At 60.1% G+C, this 15,548-nt stretch carries 12 protein-coding genes; 2 read left to right on the top strand and 10 right to left on the bottom strand.

The features are described 5' to 3' along the window. Positions 1-3: 3 nt before the first annotated feature. A complete protein-coding gene (locus LOY35_RS20625; protein ID WP_258626439.1) occupies positions 4-1,164 on the top strand; it encodes a patatin-like phospholipase family protein in 1,161 nt (386 codons plus the stop codon). 213 nt (positions 1,165-1,377) lie between these two features. On the opposite strand, the gene LOY35_RS20620 is transcribed toward LOY35_RS20625, so the two are convergent. From LOY35_RS20620 to puuE, 6 genes are all read right to left on the bottom strand, one after another. Continuing rightward, positions 1,378-2,163, bottom strand: a complete 786-nt coding sequence (locus LOY35_RS20620; RefSeq protein ID WP_258626437.1) for an outer membrane protein OmpK — start codon at positions 2,161-2,163, stop codon at positions 1,378-1,380. A 260-nt stretch (positions 2,164-2,423) separates the two neighbouring features. Continuing rightward, positions 2,424-3,725, bottom strand: a complete 1,302-nt coding sequence (locus LOY35_RS20615) for a urate hydroxylase PuuD (protein WP_258626435.1) — start codon at positions 3,723-3,725, stop codon at positions 2,424-2,426. Positions 3,726-3,777: 52 nt separating this feature from the next. Continuing rightward, positions 3,778-4,281, bottom strand: coding sequence for an ureidoglycolate lyase (locus LOY35_RS20610; protein ID WP_039594514.1), 504 nt, complete (start codon positions 4,279-4,281; stop codon positions 3,778-3,780). 120 nt (positions 4,282-4,401) lie between these two features. Next, positions 4,402-5,397, bottom strand: a complete 996-nt coding sequence (alc, locus tag LOY35_RS20605; protein WP_041021561.1) for an allantoicase — start codon at positions 5,395-5,397, stop codon at positions 4,402-4,404. Between the two features lie 60 nt (positions 5,398-5,457). Next, positions 5,458-5,973 carry a 2-oxo-4-hydroxy-4-carboxy-5-ureidoimidazoline decarboxylase gene (gene uraD / locus LOY35_RS20600; RefSeq protein WP_024779639.1) on the bottom strand — a complete coding sequence of 172 codons (516 nt, stop codon included), beginning with the start codon at positions 5,971-5,973 and terminating at the stop codon, positions 5,458-5,460. Then, on the bottom strand, positions 5,970-6,896 hold the full coding sequence (gene puuE / locus LOY35_RS20595; RefSeq protein WP_258626430.1) for an allantoinase PuuE: 927 nt from the start codon (positions 6,894-6,896) through the stop codon (positions 5,970-5,972). Before puuE ends, uraD begins: the two co-directional genes overlap by 4 nt. Positions 6,897-7,307: 411 nt before the next feature. On the opposite strand from puuE, the gene uraH reads away from it, so the two are divergent. Next, positions 7,308-7,661, top strand: a complete 354-nt coding sequence (gene uraH / locus LOY35_RS20590) for a hydroxyisourate hydrolase (protein ID WP_024779641.1) — start codon at positions 7,308-7,310, stop codon at positions 7,659-7,661. 93 nt (positions 7,662-7,754) lie between these two features. On the opposite strand, the gene LOY35_RS20585 is transcribed toward uraH, so the two are convergent. The 4 genes from LOY35_RS20585 to LOY35_RS20570 form a co-directional block, all read right to left on the bottom strand. Next, the gene (locus LOY35_RS20585) at positions 7,755-9,245 is read right to left on the bottom strand and encodes a hypothetical protein (RefSeq protein WP_258626425.1); all 1,491 of its coding nucleotides are present in this window, start codon (positions 9,243-9,245) and stop codon (positions 7,755-7,757) included. 252 nt (positions 9,246-9,497) lie between these two features. Continuing rightward, positions 9,498-13,223 carry a calcium-binding protein gene (locus tag LOY35_RS20580; RefSeq protein ID WP_258626423.1) on the bottom strand — a complete coding sequence of 1,242 codons (3,726 nt, stop codon included), beginning with the start codon at positions 13,221-13,223 and terminating at the stop codon, positions 9,498-9,500. Between the two features lie 96 nt (positions 13,224-13,319). Then, positions 13,320-13,949 carry a LysE family translocator gene (locus LOY35_RS20575; protein ID WP_258626422.1) on the bottom strand — a complete coding sequence of 210 codons (630 nt, stop codon included), beginning with the start codon at positions 13,947-13,949 and terminating at the stop codon, positions 13,320-13,322. Between the two features lie 62 nt (positions 13,950-14,011). Beyond that, entirely contained in the window at positions 14,012-15,361 is a 1,350-nt protein-coding gene (locus LOY35_RS20570; RefSeq protein ID WP_258626421.1) for an NCS2 family permease, read from the bottom strand. Positions 15,362-15,548 lie beyond the last annotated feature (187 nt).

Below are 15,548 nucleotides of genomic sequence, written 5' to 3'. Positions count from 1 at the left end.
GCGATGATCCCAGCTGAACCGGTTACAGGTTTGATTCTTTCCGGCGGCGGGGCTCGGGCGGCGTATCAGGTGGGGGTATTGGCGGCAATTGCCGAATTGTTGCCGGACGAGGCGCAGAACCCGTTTCCGGTGATCGTCGGCACCTCGGCCGGGGCGATCAATGCGGTCAGCCTGGCGAGCGGGGCGATGCACTTCAAGACGGCCATCGAGCGGTTGACCGCGTTCTGGCAGGCGGTGCACAGCCATCAAGTCATGCGCAGCGACTGGCGGGGAGTGTTGGGCCAGGCAAGGCGTTTCTTTGGTCATAGCCTGCTGGGCCTGGGCGCCAGGTTGCCGGTGGCGCTGATCGACAGTTCGCCGCTACGTGAGTTGCTCGAGGCACAGTTCCACGCTTCGGGTATCGAGCAGGCCATCGCAGAACACCAATTGCGTGCGGTGGCGGTGACGGCGTTCGGTTATGAGTCCGGCCAGGCCGTGACGTTTTACCAGGGCCGCGGGACTATCGACGCCTGGCTGCGCCACCGGCGGATCGGCGTGCCGACGGTGCTGTCGGTCGAGCATCTGCTGGCCAGTTCGGCGATTCCCCTGCTGTTCGCGCCGGTCAAGATCGGCCCGCAGTATTTCGGCGACGGCGCGGTGCGCCAGTCGGCGCCCATCAGCCCGGCATTGCATCTGGGCGCGAATCGGGTGCTGGTCATCGGTGTCAGCGGCAACCCCCGTGGGTTCGCTGCGGCGGAGCCGGTGGCGCGCAGCTACACCGGTCTGCAACCGACCCTGGCGCAGATCAGCGGGCACATGCTCAACAGTACCTTCATTGACAGCCTGGAAAGCGATATCGAGTTGCTTCAGCGCCTGAACGGGTTCAGTCATTTGCTACCCGACGACGTGCCGGTCCATGCCTTGGGCGCGGCACCGGTAGACGTGCTGGTGATTTCTCCGAGCCAGCCGATTGATGAAATCGCCGCCCGCCACCGCCAGGAGCTGCCCCGTGCTCTACGGGTTTTCCTGCGCGGGCCGGGCGCGACCAAGACCAGCGGTGCCAGTGTGTTGAGCTATCTGCTGTTCGAGGCGGGGTATTGCAACGAACTGATCGAGCTGGGCCGCCGGGATGCGCTGGCCCAGCGCGATGAACTGAGACGGTTCCTGGGGGTGGCTCAGGGTTGATGCCAACTGATCCATCGCCATCGCGAGCAGGCTCGCTCCCACAAGGGATTTGTGGTGAACGCGAAATCTCAACCCACCCATAACCCCTGTGGGAGCCGAGCTTGCTCGCGATGGCGGCGGTACATCCAGCACTTACCTGGCCTGATCCATCGCTATCGCGAGCAAGCTCGGCTTCCACAAGGATTCCTGTGTATCCAGGATCAAGGTGGGTAATCAGAAGTGATACTTCAGCAAGAAGCTCGTATTGCTCTGGTTGGTCTTGAACCCATCACTGTCTTCGATTCCGTACTTGTTCTTCCAGTAGTCATATTCCACACCCACGTACAACTGCTTGGCACCCAGGTTCAACGCCTTGCCCAGGTCATATTTGATCTGCGGGTTGATGTGCAGGTTGGCGTGGGAGGTGCCTTTGGAATTGCTGTCGTTGTCCACCACCCAGTCGATGAAACCGTCGATCAGGATGTCGGATGAGCCCACGGGAATCGTGTATGCCCACACCGGGGTGATCTGCCAGACGTTGTCGCCAGCGCGTGGGCCTTCGGTCTGGCGGTTGTAGAAGTTCAGCTGGAAATAATCGAAGCCAGGGATGGCCAGGTCGAAGCCCGGGCCGATCAGGTAGGACTCGTTGTCGCCTTCACCGAACTCATAGGTCATGGCCAGCAACACGTCCTTGATCGGTCCCACTTCCAGCTTCTGGTCGAAAATCTTGCCGAACGACAAACGCGGGCTGAACTCGCCATAGTAGGTGTTCGAGCCCGACTGGCCGTCCTCCTTGCCGTTGTAGAAGATCCGGTCGAGGAAAAAGAAGTTGTCGCCGTATTTCCACGCATCGGCGTGTTCGAAGGTCACCGTCTGCTGGATGCGCGGGTTGACCTGGAAATCCTTGCCGTACAGGTAGGTCAGGCTGTTGTTCTGCCATTGGAACAGATCGTCGGCCATGGCCTGGCCGCCGGCCAGCAAGGATCCTGCGAGTATCAGGTTGGTGCACGTACGTTGCATTCGGTTTGCTCCCAAGGTAAGTGGTACCGCTTTTTTTTGTCAGCGCTCTGGTGTGGCGCCTTTTCTCCAGATAAAACATCCGTTCGGTCAGGTTTTTGCTTGTGGCAAATCCTGCTTGCCGAACCCAGGGAAAGATTCCCGGAGGGCTCGTTCAGCTGTCTGGAACAATATTTGTCGAGATGCAGGGAGTGGTTGCCAGGCGACCGGGTCGCCTGGCAGGTAGTGCGTGTAACGGGGTCAGCCAGGCCGGGTAGGGATACTCAGTTGGTCTGTGCGCCCTGGGTAATCCACGCGCCGATCAGGTCACGTTCCTGTTGGGTCATCTGGGTGATGTTGCCCAGGGGCATGATCTGGGTGGTCACGGCCTGGGCCTGGATACGCGCGGCCTGTTGCTGGATCTGCTGTGGCGTATCGAACATCACCCCGGCCGGTGCCGCGCTGAACAGCGGGCTGGTGGGCTTGGCCGAATGGCAGACCGAGCAGCGTTCCTGAATCACGCTATGTACCTTCTCGAACGAAGGCCCCTGGGCGTTGGCGGCCTGGGCCGGCGCTGCGGCGGGTTGTGCAGGCACGGTTTGCGGCTTGGCACCACCGCCGACGGCGGTTTCCGGCAATGGTTGGTACTCGATGGCGGCCGGCGCCTTGGCCACGTCGGGGGCGGTGGATACGGGCTTGGGTCCGGTGACATACGCCAGGCAGATCATCGCCAGGGCGCCGACTGGCAGCGTCCAGGCAAACCGGTTGCTGTCGTGACGGGTGTTGAAGTAATGACGCACCAACACCGCCGCCACCGCGATCCCGGCGAGGATCAACCAGTTGTACTGGCTGCCGTAGGTGCTCGGGAAGTGGTTGCTGATCATGATGAACAGCACGGGCAAGGTGAAGTAGTTGTTGTGCCGCGAGCGTAGCAAGCCCTTGGCCGGCAGCGCCGGATCGGGCGTGCGGTTCTCGGCGATGGCGGCGACCAGCGCACGCTGTGCCGGCATGATGATGCGGAACACGTTGCCGACCATGATCGTGCCGATGACTGCCCCGACATGCAGGTAGGCACCGCGACCGCTGAACACCTTGCTGAACCCATAGGCCGCGGCGATCAGCAGCACGAACAGGATCGCGCCGAGCAGAGCGGGACGCTTGCCCAGGGCCGAGTCGCAAAGGAAGGAATAGACGAACCAGCCGACGAATAATGAACCGATGCCCAGGGCGACGCCTTCGGGCCCGCTCAAAGTGCTGCCGGGGGCCAGCAGGTAGATCGTTGGATTCCAGTAGAACACCACGCACAGCAACGCGATACCCGACATCCAGGTGAAATAGGCTTCCCACTTGAACCAGTGCAGGTTGTCCGGCATGGACGGCGGTGCGAGTTTGTATTTTTCCAGGTGGTAGATGCCGCCACCGTGGATGGCCCACAGGTCACCGGCCAGGCCGCTCCTGGGGTTGACGCGATTGAGGTTGTTTTCCAGCCAGACGAAATAGAACGACGCGCCGATCCAGGCCACGCCAGTGATCATATGAACCCAGCGGATGCTCAGGTTCAGCCATTCCAGCAAATGTGCTTCCACAGTCGTTACCTCTCGCCCGTCACGCTTGTTCTCGCGTGATCGGACGCTTCTCTTATTGGTGGGGGGCGAGGATCAAACACTCATCCTCTTTGAAAAAATGCTCATCGCAGTTATTGCCTGTGCCACTGCGATCAACCACCAGGAAGTCATCCCGCTTTTCGATCGTCAGCACCGGGTGGTGCCAGACGCCGCGATGGTAATTGATGCCCTGCCTGCCGTTGGTGACGAAGGCGCGGACCAAGCCTGATACAGGTGCATCGCCAAGTGGCGCGACCACGATCAGAAAGGGGTTGCCGAGCAGCGGAATGAAAGCCTGGCTGCCCAGCGGATGGCGCTCCAGCATGCGCACGGTCAACGGCATGTCCAGCGCGTCGGCGCGGAAGATGCTGATGATCGCCTTGTCGTCCGGCGTGGCGGTTTCAACCGTCGCCAGGCGATGGAAGCGCATGGTCGAACCGTTATTGATCATGAAGTGATCGCTGCCGTCGGTTTCGATCACGTCACCGAAGGGGGCGAAGGCTTCTTTGGTCAAGGGTTCGATCTTGAGTGTGCGCATGTTGGTCTTCTTATCCAAAAATTCTGTGTTGTCTGTTCTATTGCTATCGCGAGCAGGCTCGCTCCCACATTTGACCGCGTGTCCTTGTGGGAGCGAGCCTGCTCGCGATTGGGCCCGACCCTATTTAGCGACCTTGCCCAATACCCGCAGGCGACTCACACCCCCATCCGGGAACACATTCAGGCGGATGTGGGTAATCGGGCCCAGGGCCTTGATCTGCTCGGCGAAGGTGTGTTCGGCGTGCATTTCCAGTTTCTGGCTTGGCAGCAGCTCGCGCCAGAACAAAGACTGAGTTTCGATCTGGCTGTCGGTACCGCCCTTGACGAAGGCGCCCTGGATCGAGCAGCTGTCGGGGTAGTTGCCCTTGAAGTGCAGGGTGTCGACGATGACTTTCTCGACCTCGCCGGCGTGGCCCAGGGCAACGATGACCCAGTCGTTGCCTGGCGTGCGGCGACGGGCGGTTTCCCAGCCGTCGCCCATGTTGACGCCACGGCCCGGGTTGAGGATGTTGCTCATGCGACCGAAGTGCTCGTCGGAGCAGGCCAGGGCGCGACCACCGTTGAGAGCAGCCGCCAGGTCGATCTGTTCGTTGTCGCCGACAGCCGACCAGTCGCGATACGGAATGCCGTAGACCCGCAGCCGGGCCACGCCGCCGTCGGGGTAGATGTTGAAGCGAAGGTGGCTGAAGGCCTGGTCGTTGCTGATTTCGTGGTAATGGTGGCTGTTGCCTTGCAGCTCGACAGCGGACAGGACTTCGGTCCACTGAGTGTTGTCGTCCGGTTCACCTTCGGCCAGGAAGCAGGCTTCCAGGGACGCCGACGGTGGGTAGTTGCCGGTGAAGAATGAAGTGTCGATGTCCACGCCCTTGATCGAGCCCGGTACGCCCAGGCGGATCACGGCGCTGTCGTAGCCTTCGAAGCGCTTGCGGCGCGACTCCCAGCCGTCCATCCACTTGCCGTTGTCATCGAACACGCCTTCCTTCCAAACGGCCGGCGTGGGCTGGAACAGGCGGTTGGCATCGGCGAACCAGTCATCGGTGACGGAGATGATCTTCGTGCCGAGACGGGCGTCGGCCAGGTTGACGAACTTCTCGAAAGGTACGGCGTAAGCTTTCATTCTTCTTGTCTGCCTTTAATAAGTTGGCTGGGATGCTTGCTGCCTGGGTCAGGCTGCTCGCTAAAGGGTCAGTAGCCGGAACAACGCGATCTTGTTGATCTCCGCCAGCGCGCACTTGAACTCGGTGTCCACCGGGTTGTGGATGCGGGTTTCGAACGCCGCGAGGATCTGGTGCCGGTTGCTGCCTTTTACCGCCATGATGAAGGGAAACTCGAACTTGGCCTTGTAGGCGTCGTTCAGCTCGGTGAAGCGCTGGAACTCTTCGGCCGTGCATTGGTGAATACCGGCGCCGGCCTGTTCGTTCGTGCTGGCTTCGGTCAGTTGGCCCTGGACGGCGGCTTTGCCGGCCAGGTCCGGGTGAGCGTTGATCAGGGCCAGTTGGCTGGCGTGATCGGCACTCAACAGGATGTCGCTCATGCGCTGGTGCAGGGTCTCGATCTCGTCGATCGACGGGTCCTGGCCCAGGTCGAAGGCTTTCTCGGCGACCCACGGCGAGTGTTCGTAGATGTCGGCGAAGGCATCGACGAACGCCTCGCGGCTCAGGGTCGACGGCTTGAGGGTCTGGAACGCGGTCATTGGGTGGCTCCAGGGTGCGGATGGGTCTGTTGCCAATGGCGGGCGATGTCGACGCGACGGCTGAACCAGACCTGCTCATGGCCCTTGGCGTATTCGAGGAAACGCTTGAGGGAAGCGAGGCGCGCAGGACGGCCGATCAGACGGCAATGCAGGCCGATGGAGAGCATCTTCGGGGCCTCGGCGCCTTCGGCATACAGCACATCGAAAGCATCCTTGAGGTACTGGAAGAAGTCGTCGCCGTTGTTGAACCCTTGCACCTGGGTGAAGCGCATGTCGTTGGTATCGAGGGTGTACGGGATCACCAGGTGCGGCTTGCCGTTGGGGGTGTTCGGTTCCCAGTAGGGCAGGTCATCGTCGTAGGTGTCGCTGTCGTAGAGGAAACCACCTTCCTCCATCACCAGCCGCCGGGTATTGGGGCCGGTGCGGCCGGTGTACCAGCCCAGCGGACGTTCGCCGGTGATTTCGGTGAGGATGCGGATCGCTTCGAGCATGTGCTCGCGTTCCTGGGCTTCATCCATATATTGGTAGTCGATCCAGCGATAGCCGTGGCTGCAGATCTCATGACCGGCGGCGACCATGGCGCGGATCACGTCCGGATGACGCTGGGCGGCCATCGCCACGGCGAAGATGGTCAGCGGGATATCGAATTCCTTGAACAGCTTGAGGATGCGCCAGACGCCGGTGCGGCTGCCATACTCGTACAGCGACTCCATGCTCATGTTGCGCTCGCCCTGCAGCGGTTGCGCCGCGACCATTTCCGAAAGGAACGCTTCGGACTCCTTGTCGCCATGCAGGATGTTGCGCTCGCCGCCTTCTTCGTAATTGAGCACGAAGGACAGGGCGATGCGGGCATTGCCCGGCCAGTGGGGGTGGGGAGGGTTACTGCCGTAACCGATCAGGTCGCGTGGATAGTCAGCGCTCACTGCAGTCTTCCTTCTTGTTCGTACCATGTAGGTGGCGCCCGGGCGATGAAGCAAAGGCTGGCGTCACGACGATGGGGTGATTGTATACAACTTTATGCGCAGTTTGTAAGCCCGTTTTTCTGCATTTTTCACCGCACCCCTGGCTGACCCTACACTGCAAGAAATCTGCCGGTTTGGTCAATTAATCATTAGAGGAGCCGTGTATCCTTTGGTTTGGCTCGAACCTGGTCTAAGGAGCGGGCGGACGAAGGGTGGAGCAAATGTGTGTTTTTTATTGTGTACAATTTCTTTTTAAAATGTCTTAATTTGCACATCGCCGCAGCGTTTCATGCTCTGAAACGGTGCGGCTTGTCTTTCAACTGATCAGGAGGCGTCGGGCCGGACTGCTCTGCAGCGAGGCACGCACAATCAATGGGACGTTTGACTACTCACGTTTTGGATGCTGCACACGGCTGCCCGGGCAGCTCGATCAAGGTCGAGCTGTACCGTGTAGAAGGCCCGCAACTGCACCTCGTCGCCAGCGCGTCGACCAACAGCGATGGCCGTTGTGATGCACCGCTGTTGCAGGGGGAGGATTACCGTTCGGGGGTCTATCAGTTGCAATTCCACGCTGGCGATTACTACCGCGCCCGGGGTGTGCAATTGCCCGATCCGGCTTTCCTCGACGTGGTGGTGCTGCGCTTTGGCATCTCGGCCGAGCAGGAGCACTACCACGTGCCCCTGCTGATTTCGCCCTACGCCTATTCAACCTATCGCGGCAGCTGACCCCAGGCAGCCGCCTGCTCCTGGAAGCGCCTGCGCATAGAGCTTCCTTGGTTTTTCGCCCGCTCACACTGCGGGCTTTTTTTTGCCTGCCTGTTACAGCCGGGCATTGTCATCCCGGATGATGAAGACGGTGTCGGCGTAGCCTGGCAGGATCTGGGAGCCGCCCTTGAGCCAGATGATCTTGTTGGCGGCGTGGGCGTTCTTGACGGCTTGCGCGGCGGCGTCGCCGACCTGGGTTTCCAGGTTCATGCCGGTGGTGTTGGGGTTGGTGTGGGTGGGCAGGGACAGCTTCGGGATCCGGGTGCGATGCAGGCTCATGAAAAACAGATGGTCATGCCCTGTTCGCCGAAAGACCAATGCCGGAAAGCTGTTGAAGTTGTTGGGCTCCATGACCGTATAACCATTACGGGTCAGGAGGCCGGCCATGAAGCGTTTGAAGTCCACTGTCGAATAGGTCGAGAGGAAGAAATCCCACTGCCGCCGGAACCGCATGGGGTCGAAATCCAGCCGCTCCAATGGGCCGGCCGAGGACGGGAAGGGCAGCTCGATCGCCCGCGAGGTGCTCGTAACACCTGATGAGGTTGGCAGAATCGAGAGCATCAGCAATGGATCGCTCCATTGCGGGTGCGGTGACGGGGTGGCCTGTTTCCAACTGTGGAAAATCTGCCTGAGGGCGGTCAACCCCGCGGCATCGGCATAGTTCGAGCTGTTGGCCAGCTCGAACTGCTTTCTGGCAATGTTTTCCAGGGTGACGGTCGTGACTTCCGGAAAAACGTCCCTGACGTAGGCCGTCAGCGGTTTTTCGAAGGGCAGCCTGGCGTCGATCTCCCAGTGATCATCCGGTGGGACGCGTATGACGGCCCTGGGCTGCTCGTCAGGCGTATGCCTGAGAATGGCCTCCAGCAGGTCGAAATCATAGGCAGGATGGGTGGGGGGCTGGATGTAGCTGATCGGGAATTCGCGCTCCTCCATGCGACTCATCACCTTGTAGTGAACATCGTTCACGGTGATGAATTGAGGCCGTGTGAGCGTAGGCGTGAACGCCCAGTCCCGCCTGAATACCGCCGGGCTTTGCACAGCGGCTTCGCCTGGGGGAGGCGACGTCGTGCGCTGGCGCTTGGGCGCGGTCGCTCCGGACGGTTCATCGTCCGACAGGCTGTGGAGGGTGATGGTTTGTGGGGAGTCACTGTTACCTGGTTCGACGGGCTGGGAAACCCGCCGCCACAGGAGGCTGCCTTGCACTTGCTCCAGGCGCGGTCCAGAGGCGATGAGCTCAGTGCTTGACCGGGCCCGATAGTTTTGTTCGGCATCGCGGCCCAGCAGTACCGTTGCACCGTCTTCAAGCTCGACGTACGTACGTGTCCTGAACGTTCGGATGCCGGAGGTCGCGTCTGGCACCGATAACAGGGGGACCAGTTCGGGGGAGAGGTGGTAAGTGTCCAGTGACGCCGCTGCGGCCACACCGCTGGCGGACGCCTGTTGTGTGATTTCGGATACCTGGATGGTGATGGATTGGGATTCAGGCGCTTCAGTGTGCCTCCCCTGCGGTGAGACGGATGCCTGGCCCGATCCTTCCGTTCTCATGGGACTCCTGGGCAAACTTTCCGGGGTTGTATCGTGACTGGTGCGGGACGTATCGGAGGAAGACGTTGGAACAGTGGGGCGAGTGTTTTTTCTTGGACTCATGGAATGTTCGGCTCTTGAATATAAATAATGAACATGACTTTGGAACTGATGACTGATCGTCGCCTTGAAGATACTCATGGAAAATGCGCGCGCAGGTGCACTACATATGTATTGCGTTTGAACTAAATATCTGGAAAAGCCTGCCAGAGACTATGTAGGGTCGGTAAGGACTTCACCCGGCGAAAGCATCCAATTCATATAAGGCAGTTCTCCGGCAAACGTCGGGCTCAAGATGATTGCCTGCGCCAACATCAATGACTTGCTCAACGTTAAGCTCTCTATCAGTTTTGCGCACTGTTCCCACAATAAACGCAGTGTCTCATCGTCCAGCGGGGGATGTTGGCTGAGGCCTTCTCGGGCCATATCCTGATAGATCCTGAGATGGTGGTCGCACAAGTTCGTTTTTTTTAGATCCCGCGTTGTAATGACACGAGACTTATCGGTATCCAGGGTCCACTTGCGTGTCTTGAGGTGATAGCTCAGTGTGCCGGGGGAACCATCCCTGACGGCAATGTTGAAGACTTTTAATTGTTCGGACGACAACTTGGCAAGTTCCAGGGGCAACGCGACGTCAGGGTCGAGCACGGGCGCGAAATACCGGGCATCCAGCCCTTCCACATAAACCCTCTCGAACAGGCTGTCGACCGCATGCACCACACCCTGTGCGGTGATCACGCGTATCTGGTCCACCAGGTCGTCAACTTCATAAGCGGGAAGATGAATGACTGTTCTACCGATTCGCAGCAGGTTGGAAGCCAGCTTTATCTCGACCTGGCCGAGCAGGGTGGCGTCGAATTCCCACCGCGAGGCCTGAGGTATTCTGGGTTTGGCGCTGGCCAGTGCGCCTGGCGTGGAGAGGCGCAGCGTCATGTCCGGGCCCAGGTGGACAAGGTAGGTGGAGCCTTGGCCAATCAGGACCTCGACACCCGTTTGTACAGCGGATGAAGTAAGCAGGGCGCAGGTCGCCCGGTTGCCCATGTCATGGGGCTTGTTATCCAAGGGCTGAAGATAGGCGTACTTCTTTTTCGTCGGCGTGAGTGGCAGTAATAGTTGCGTTTTCCATTGCACCGGGTCCTTGTCTATGAACTTCTTGTCCAACAACAGGCCGTAGTCGGGGGTGGGCACGGCCAAACGGCAGGATGTGCCGTCATTCATGATCAGGATCACCGTATGATTCGAGCCGAGGACGGAGAATACACGTCGTCCCGTGGCGTTTTTTCGCGCGGTATAACGCTCGTCGGAACTGACGAGGTTATTCACGATGACCCGGCGATTGCCAAAGTACAGCGTCAGGCCACACTCTCCATACTTCACCGTATCCGATTCGTCTTCCCGAATGACATGGGCATTGTAGTGGGCTTCGATTCGTGTCAATTCGGAGTGGACGTAGTCCAGGTGAAGTGTGGTGGTGTAGTCACTTTTCTGTTTGATGTTGAGTGTAGTGAGTTCGATAAGGCGGGAAACGTAATAGCTCGTATCTTTGTCGTGGGCGATCGATTGCTCGCTTCGATCATTCAGGATGGCCGGGTTTCGCGGCGTCCCTTGTTGCACCATGACGGCTTCGATGGCTAGCCAGTTGCCATGTTCGATGCTGTCGGGCAGGTCGGGTACCCAATGGAAACCATCTTTCGTAATGAACGTCAGTTTGTTGTTTTGTAAGGATCGCGGATACGCAGTGTCGCGGTAGACATTGTTGACGGTGACCTTGCGCACGTCCCAATCGTTCGAGTCGAAGCACGAAACCAGCACCAGGTTGCCGGCTTCAATTGCCCAGCTTTCGATCAGGTCCGCTCGCCAGTCCAGTGCGATAACGCTGTTACCTACGCCGTCTTCGCTGATCGATACATGACCCGGTTTATGGGCGACGGCGTAGACATCGTCGCCTGGGCCGCCGTCTGCGTTGCGGTTATTGCCACTGAGGATAAAAATCCGGTCATCTCCCGCGCCGGCCTCGATGGAGTCGTTACCTCGGGATTTGATGATGTTCGGGCCGGCCGTCCCCTTGATGACGCTGGTGCCACCCTCACGCAGTTCGACATGTTCAATGCTTTCAAGGACGGTAGGGCGATAGGTGCCGTTTGCTGCGCCATGTGGGGCTTGAGTGATCACGCTGACCCGCCCGGCGGCCAGATCGACCCGGTAACCCAGGCGCGGCTCCTGACTGTCGCTGGCACCGCCCGCCAGGACCAGCGTGTCATTGCCTGCGCCCCCCATCAGGCGGTTAGGTCTGGGCGCCGGGGTCCCGGCGACGATCTCGGGCGCTCCCTCGAAAATGAACACATCATCCTTCACGCCGCCGGTCAATGCCTTGACGCCTGCCCCGTAATGGAAGACGTTCGGCTTGTTTTCAACACCCAGGACGGTGTCGTTGCCGCCGCCGATAGCCCAATGGATGTCTTTGTGGTCAGCCGCCGTTCCAATGACTGCACCGGGTGTCTCAGGCGTTACGCCGCTGCGTGCATCGATCCAGTCATCGCTGTCCTTGATCCGGGGGCGCACGGCGGTTGCCTGATACCTTTCCCCGGTCCACCAACTCCGGGTGTTGTAGGTCACCCGTTCGAGCTCCACGGTGAACGTGCCGTTTACGATTGCTTCAGTGCTGTCTTTCAACGGTCCCCTGAGCAGGTTCAAGGCGTTGGCCTGGAGCCGCTTTGTGTGTTCAGTGGTCGCCTTGGCGAGGGTGTAGCGGTCTTGGATACCGTCATCGGGACTGATCGTCCAGAAGGCGAACCAGCCCGTACGGAGGCGCTCGTGGACGGTGAGTTGTATGTAGTCGTCGATTTCATCGACTTGACGGATCGCGCCCCAGATCTGTGAGCCGACCACTAGGATAAGCCCGGCGGCCAGGCCCGCGGGACCCGCCGATGTAAACCCTGCCAGCGCCGCGACGCCGAGGGTCACGGCCATGGCGGCACTGGTCACGTTCAAGGCCGCGTTGACGTAGTGGTCGGTAGCCTCGCGGCCGGTGGAGCCGGCCGCGGCCTTGAACGAGTCCACCGCGGCGATGATGTCGAAAGGCAGTGTGAGCACGCTGGCAATCAGGCCGCTTCCCCGGGCCAGCCTGATGGCGAAGGTCGTTTTGGCGAAATCCCCCAGGGAGCGTTGGCCGGCCTTGATCATGTGGGTGGCTTGGCGGGTCACAAGCGCTTCGACACCGATGGAGGTCACCTCGGCGGCCACGCTGGCCCCGTTGAACAGGGTCTGGTACGCGTCCTTGTCCCTGATGGCGTCTTGCAGGCCCCGCAGGCCGCTGTAGATGCCGAAGGCCTGAAGCCCCAGGCCCGTGGGAATGAGGGCCTGGCTCTTGGCCTGGTTGATCCAGCTGGATGACCGTTGCACCAGCACTTGGGCGTCGAGGTTCCGGGCCACGTTCAACAGTCGTTCAAGCGTGTTCCGATAACGGCTCGGTTCAGCCTGGGTGCCGGGATTTTCCCGCAACAATGATTGCGCGGAGCGTGACCGCTGGCTTGCCAGTTCGAACAGCAACGTTGGCAGCCGATAGTCGTTTGCATCGCCGGTGAGTTCTAGACGGGTTTCAATATCACTGGCGTTGAATTGCAGTGAGTTCAGGAAAAAGCGATTGGGGATGCGGAAGAAAGTATTGTCACCGTTCAGGGGCTGTCCATCGGTTGTTGCACCGAGTGCATTCAGGGCAGAACGAGTGACGGCCACGGAACCGATGTGGAACGGGCCGTGCAGTTTATCCACAACTTCAAGTTGCGCCTGTCGCTGCTTGAGTTCTGAACTGAGCTGCGATCGATCGGCAGCTTTGAAATCGAGCGTTTCGGTTGTGCGCGCATTGGCGTGCAAACCGATGTCTGTAATGACGATGCCACGCTCGGCAAAAACGGAGGGCGGTTGAATAACCTTGGCCATTGTGAACGTCCTTGTTCAACGATGATTGAATGGCCCTCTATGTAAGATGTTTTCCTGAGCGGTGTATATCGATGGGTTGTTGCCTCGTTTTGCCACTCAGTGGGTGGACAATAGAGACGCTGCGCCCGCGCCTCCAAACAAGCCCGCACTGAGGCGATTGAACCAGCTCTGGCCTTTACCCGTACGCAGGTACCGCGCCGCGCCGTGGGCGCCGAGGCCGTAGGCCAGCTTGCAGAGCAGGTCGAGGACGGTCCAGGTGGCGATCATGATCAGCAACTGGGGCAGAAACGGTTGTCCGGCGCTCAGGAACTGCGGCAGGAAAGCGGCGAAGAACAGGATGTCTTTCGGGTTGCTGGCGCCCAGCACGAATGCCCGGCCAAACAGCGCACGAAAGCGCGGGACGGCGGCGGCCTGGGGCACTTCGGCGCCTTGGGAGGGCTGGCGCGATTGCTGCCAGCTTTGCCAGGCCAGGTAGAACAGGTACAGCGCACCGACGATTTTCAGGGCACTGAACAGTTTTTCCGAGGCCAGCAGCAACGCCCCGAGCCCCAGCGCCGAGGCGCTCAACAAGCAGATCGAGGCGATCACCCCACCCAGGAACGCCGGATACGAACGACGCAGGCCGTAGTTCAGGCTGTTGCCGATCATCAACAACGACAGGGGGCCGGGGATGAGAATCACCACCAGCGCGGCGCCACTGAACAACAGCCAGGTTTCCAGATTCATTGCTTTGCTCCTGATGTACAAAAGCCTCACCCAATGGGTGAGGCGGGTGGATACGGTGCCGCTTACAAGAAGATGAACTTGGCGATGAAGATCGCGCAGAGCACCCACAGGCTGACAGAAATTTCCTTGCGTTTACCGGTGCCGGCCTTGAGCACCACGTAGGTGATGAAGCCCAGTGCGATACCGTCGGCGACCGAAAAGGTCAGGGGCATCATGATGGCCGTGACGATGGCCGGAATGCTGTCGGTCGGCTCGTCCCATTCGATATGGGCCATGCCGCCCATCATCAGCATAGCGACGTAGATCAAGGCACCGGCGGTGGCGTAGGCGGGGATCATCCCGGCCAGCGGTGCGAAGAACATGGCGGCAATAAATAGCACGCCAACGGTCACCGCGGTAAGCCCCGTGCGGCCTCCCGCCGCGACACCGGCAGCGCTTTCCACGTAGCTGGTCACCGGGGGCACGCCGACCATGGCGCCGAATACGCTGGAAGCGCTGTCGGCCTTCAGGGCGCGGGAGAGGTTCTCGATCCGGCCATCGGCCTTCACCAGCCCGGCACGCTGGGCCACGCCCATCAAGGTGCCGGCGGTGTCGAACATGTGCACGAACAGGAAGGCCAGCACCACGCTGATCATGCTGACGTTGAACACGCCAGCCACATCCATTGCCATCCAGGTCGGCGCCAGGCTCGGTGGCGTCGACATCACACCGTTGTACTGCACCAGACCCAGGCCCCAGCCGGCCAGGGTCACAGCGATGATGCTGATCAGGATCGCGCCGAACACTCGGTGATAACTGAGCACGGCAATCATCAGGAAGCATACGGCGGCGAGCAGCGGGCCGGGTTCACGCAACGAGCCGAGCTTGATCAGGGTGGCAGGGCTGTCAACGATGATCCCGGCGGTCTTCAGGCCGATCAGTCCAAGGAACAACCCGACCCCCGCGCCCATGGCGAACCGCAAGCTCACCGGAATGCTATTGAGCAGCCATTCACGAACCCGTGACAGGGTCAGGATCATGAACAGCACGCCGGAAATGAACACCGCGCCCAACGCGGTTTCCCAGTTGTAGCCCATGGTGCCCACCACGGTGTAGGTGAAGAAGGCGTTCAGGCCCATGCCCGGCGCCAGGCCCACCGGCCAGTTGGCATACAGACCCATCAACAGGCAACCGAGAGCGGCGGCGATGCAGGTGGCGACGAACGCCGCGCCGTGGTCGATGCCGGCGTCGGCCATGATGTTGGGGTTGACGAAAATGATATAGGCCATGGTGATGAAGGTCGTCAGACCGGCGATCAGCTCGGTCTTCACCGTGGTGCCATGCAAGCTGAGTTTGAAGATGCGCTCCAGCCAGCCATTGCTTGATGGCGGCGAGAGGTCCAGCGTCCGGGCTTCGGGTTTGCGGCTTTCCACAGCGAGTACTCCTCAACAGTTTTATTGTTATTTCCAGCGTCGCAGGCCTTGCGGGGGAGGCTTGCGCGCCTTGAGGCAGGTAAGGCTGGCGAAGTAGTTGACCTGATGGTCAGGAACTCGCACGAAGCGAATTATGCTTTTGTATACAAATAAAGCAAATAATGTTTTCTGGTTTGTAGACGAAATG

The sequence above is a fragment of the Pseudomonas sp. B21-028 genome, from assembly GCF_024749045.1.
Classification (GTDB): Bacteria; Pseudomonadota; Gammaproteobacteria; order Pseudomonadales; family Pseudomonadaceae; genus Aquipseudomonas.
The sequence above is the reverse complement of the archived record's forward strand: the minus strand, read 5'-3'. Positions and strand labels throughout refer to the sequence as shown.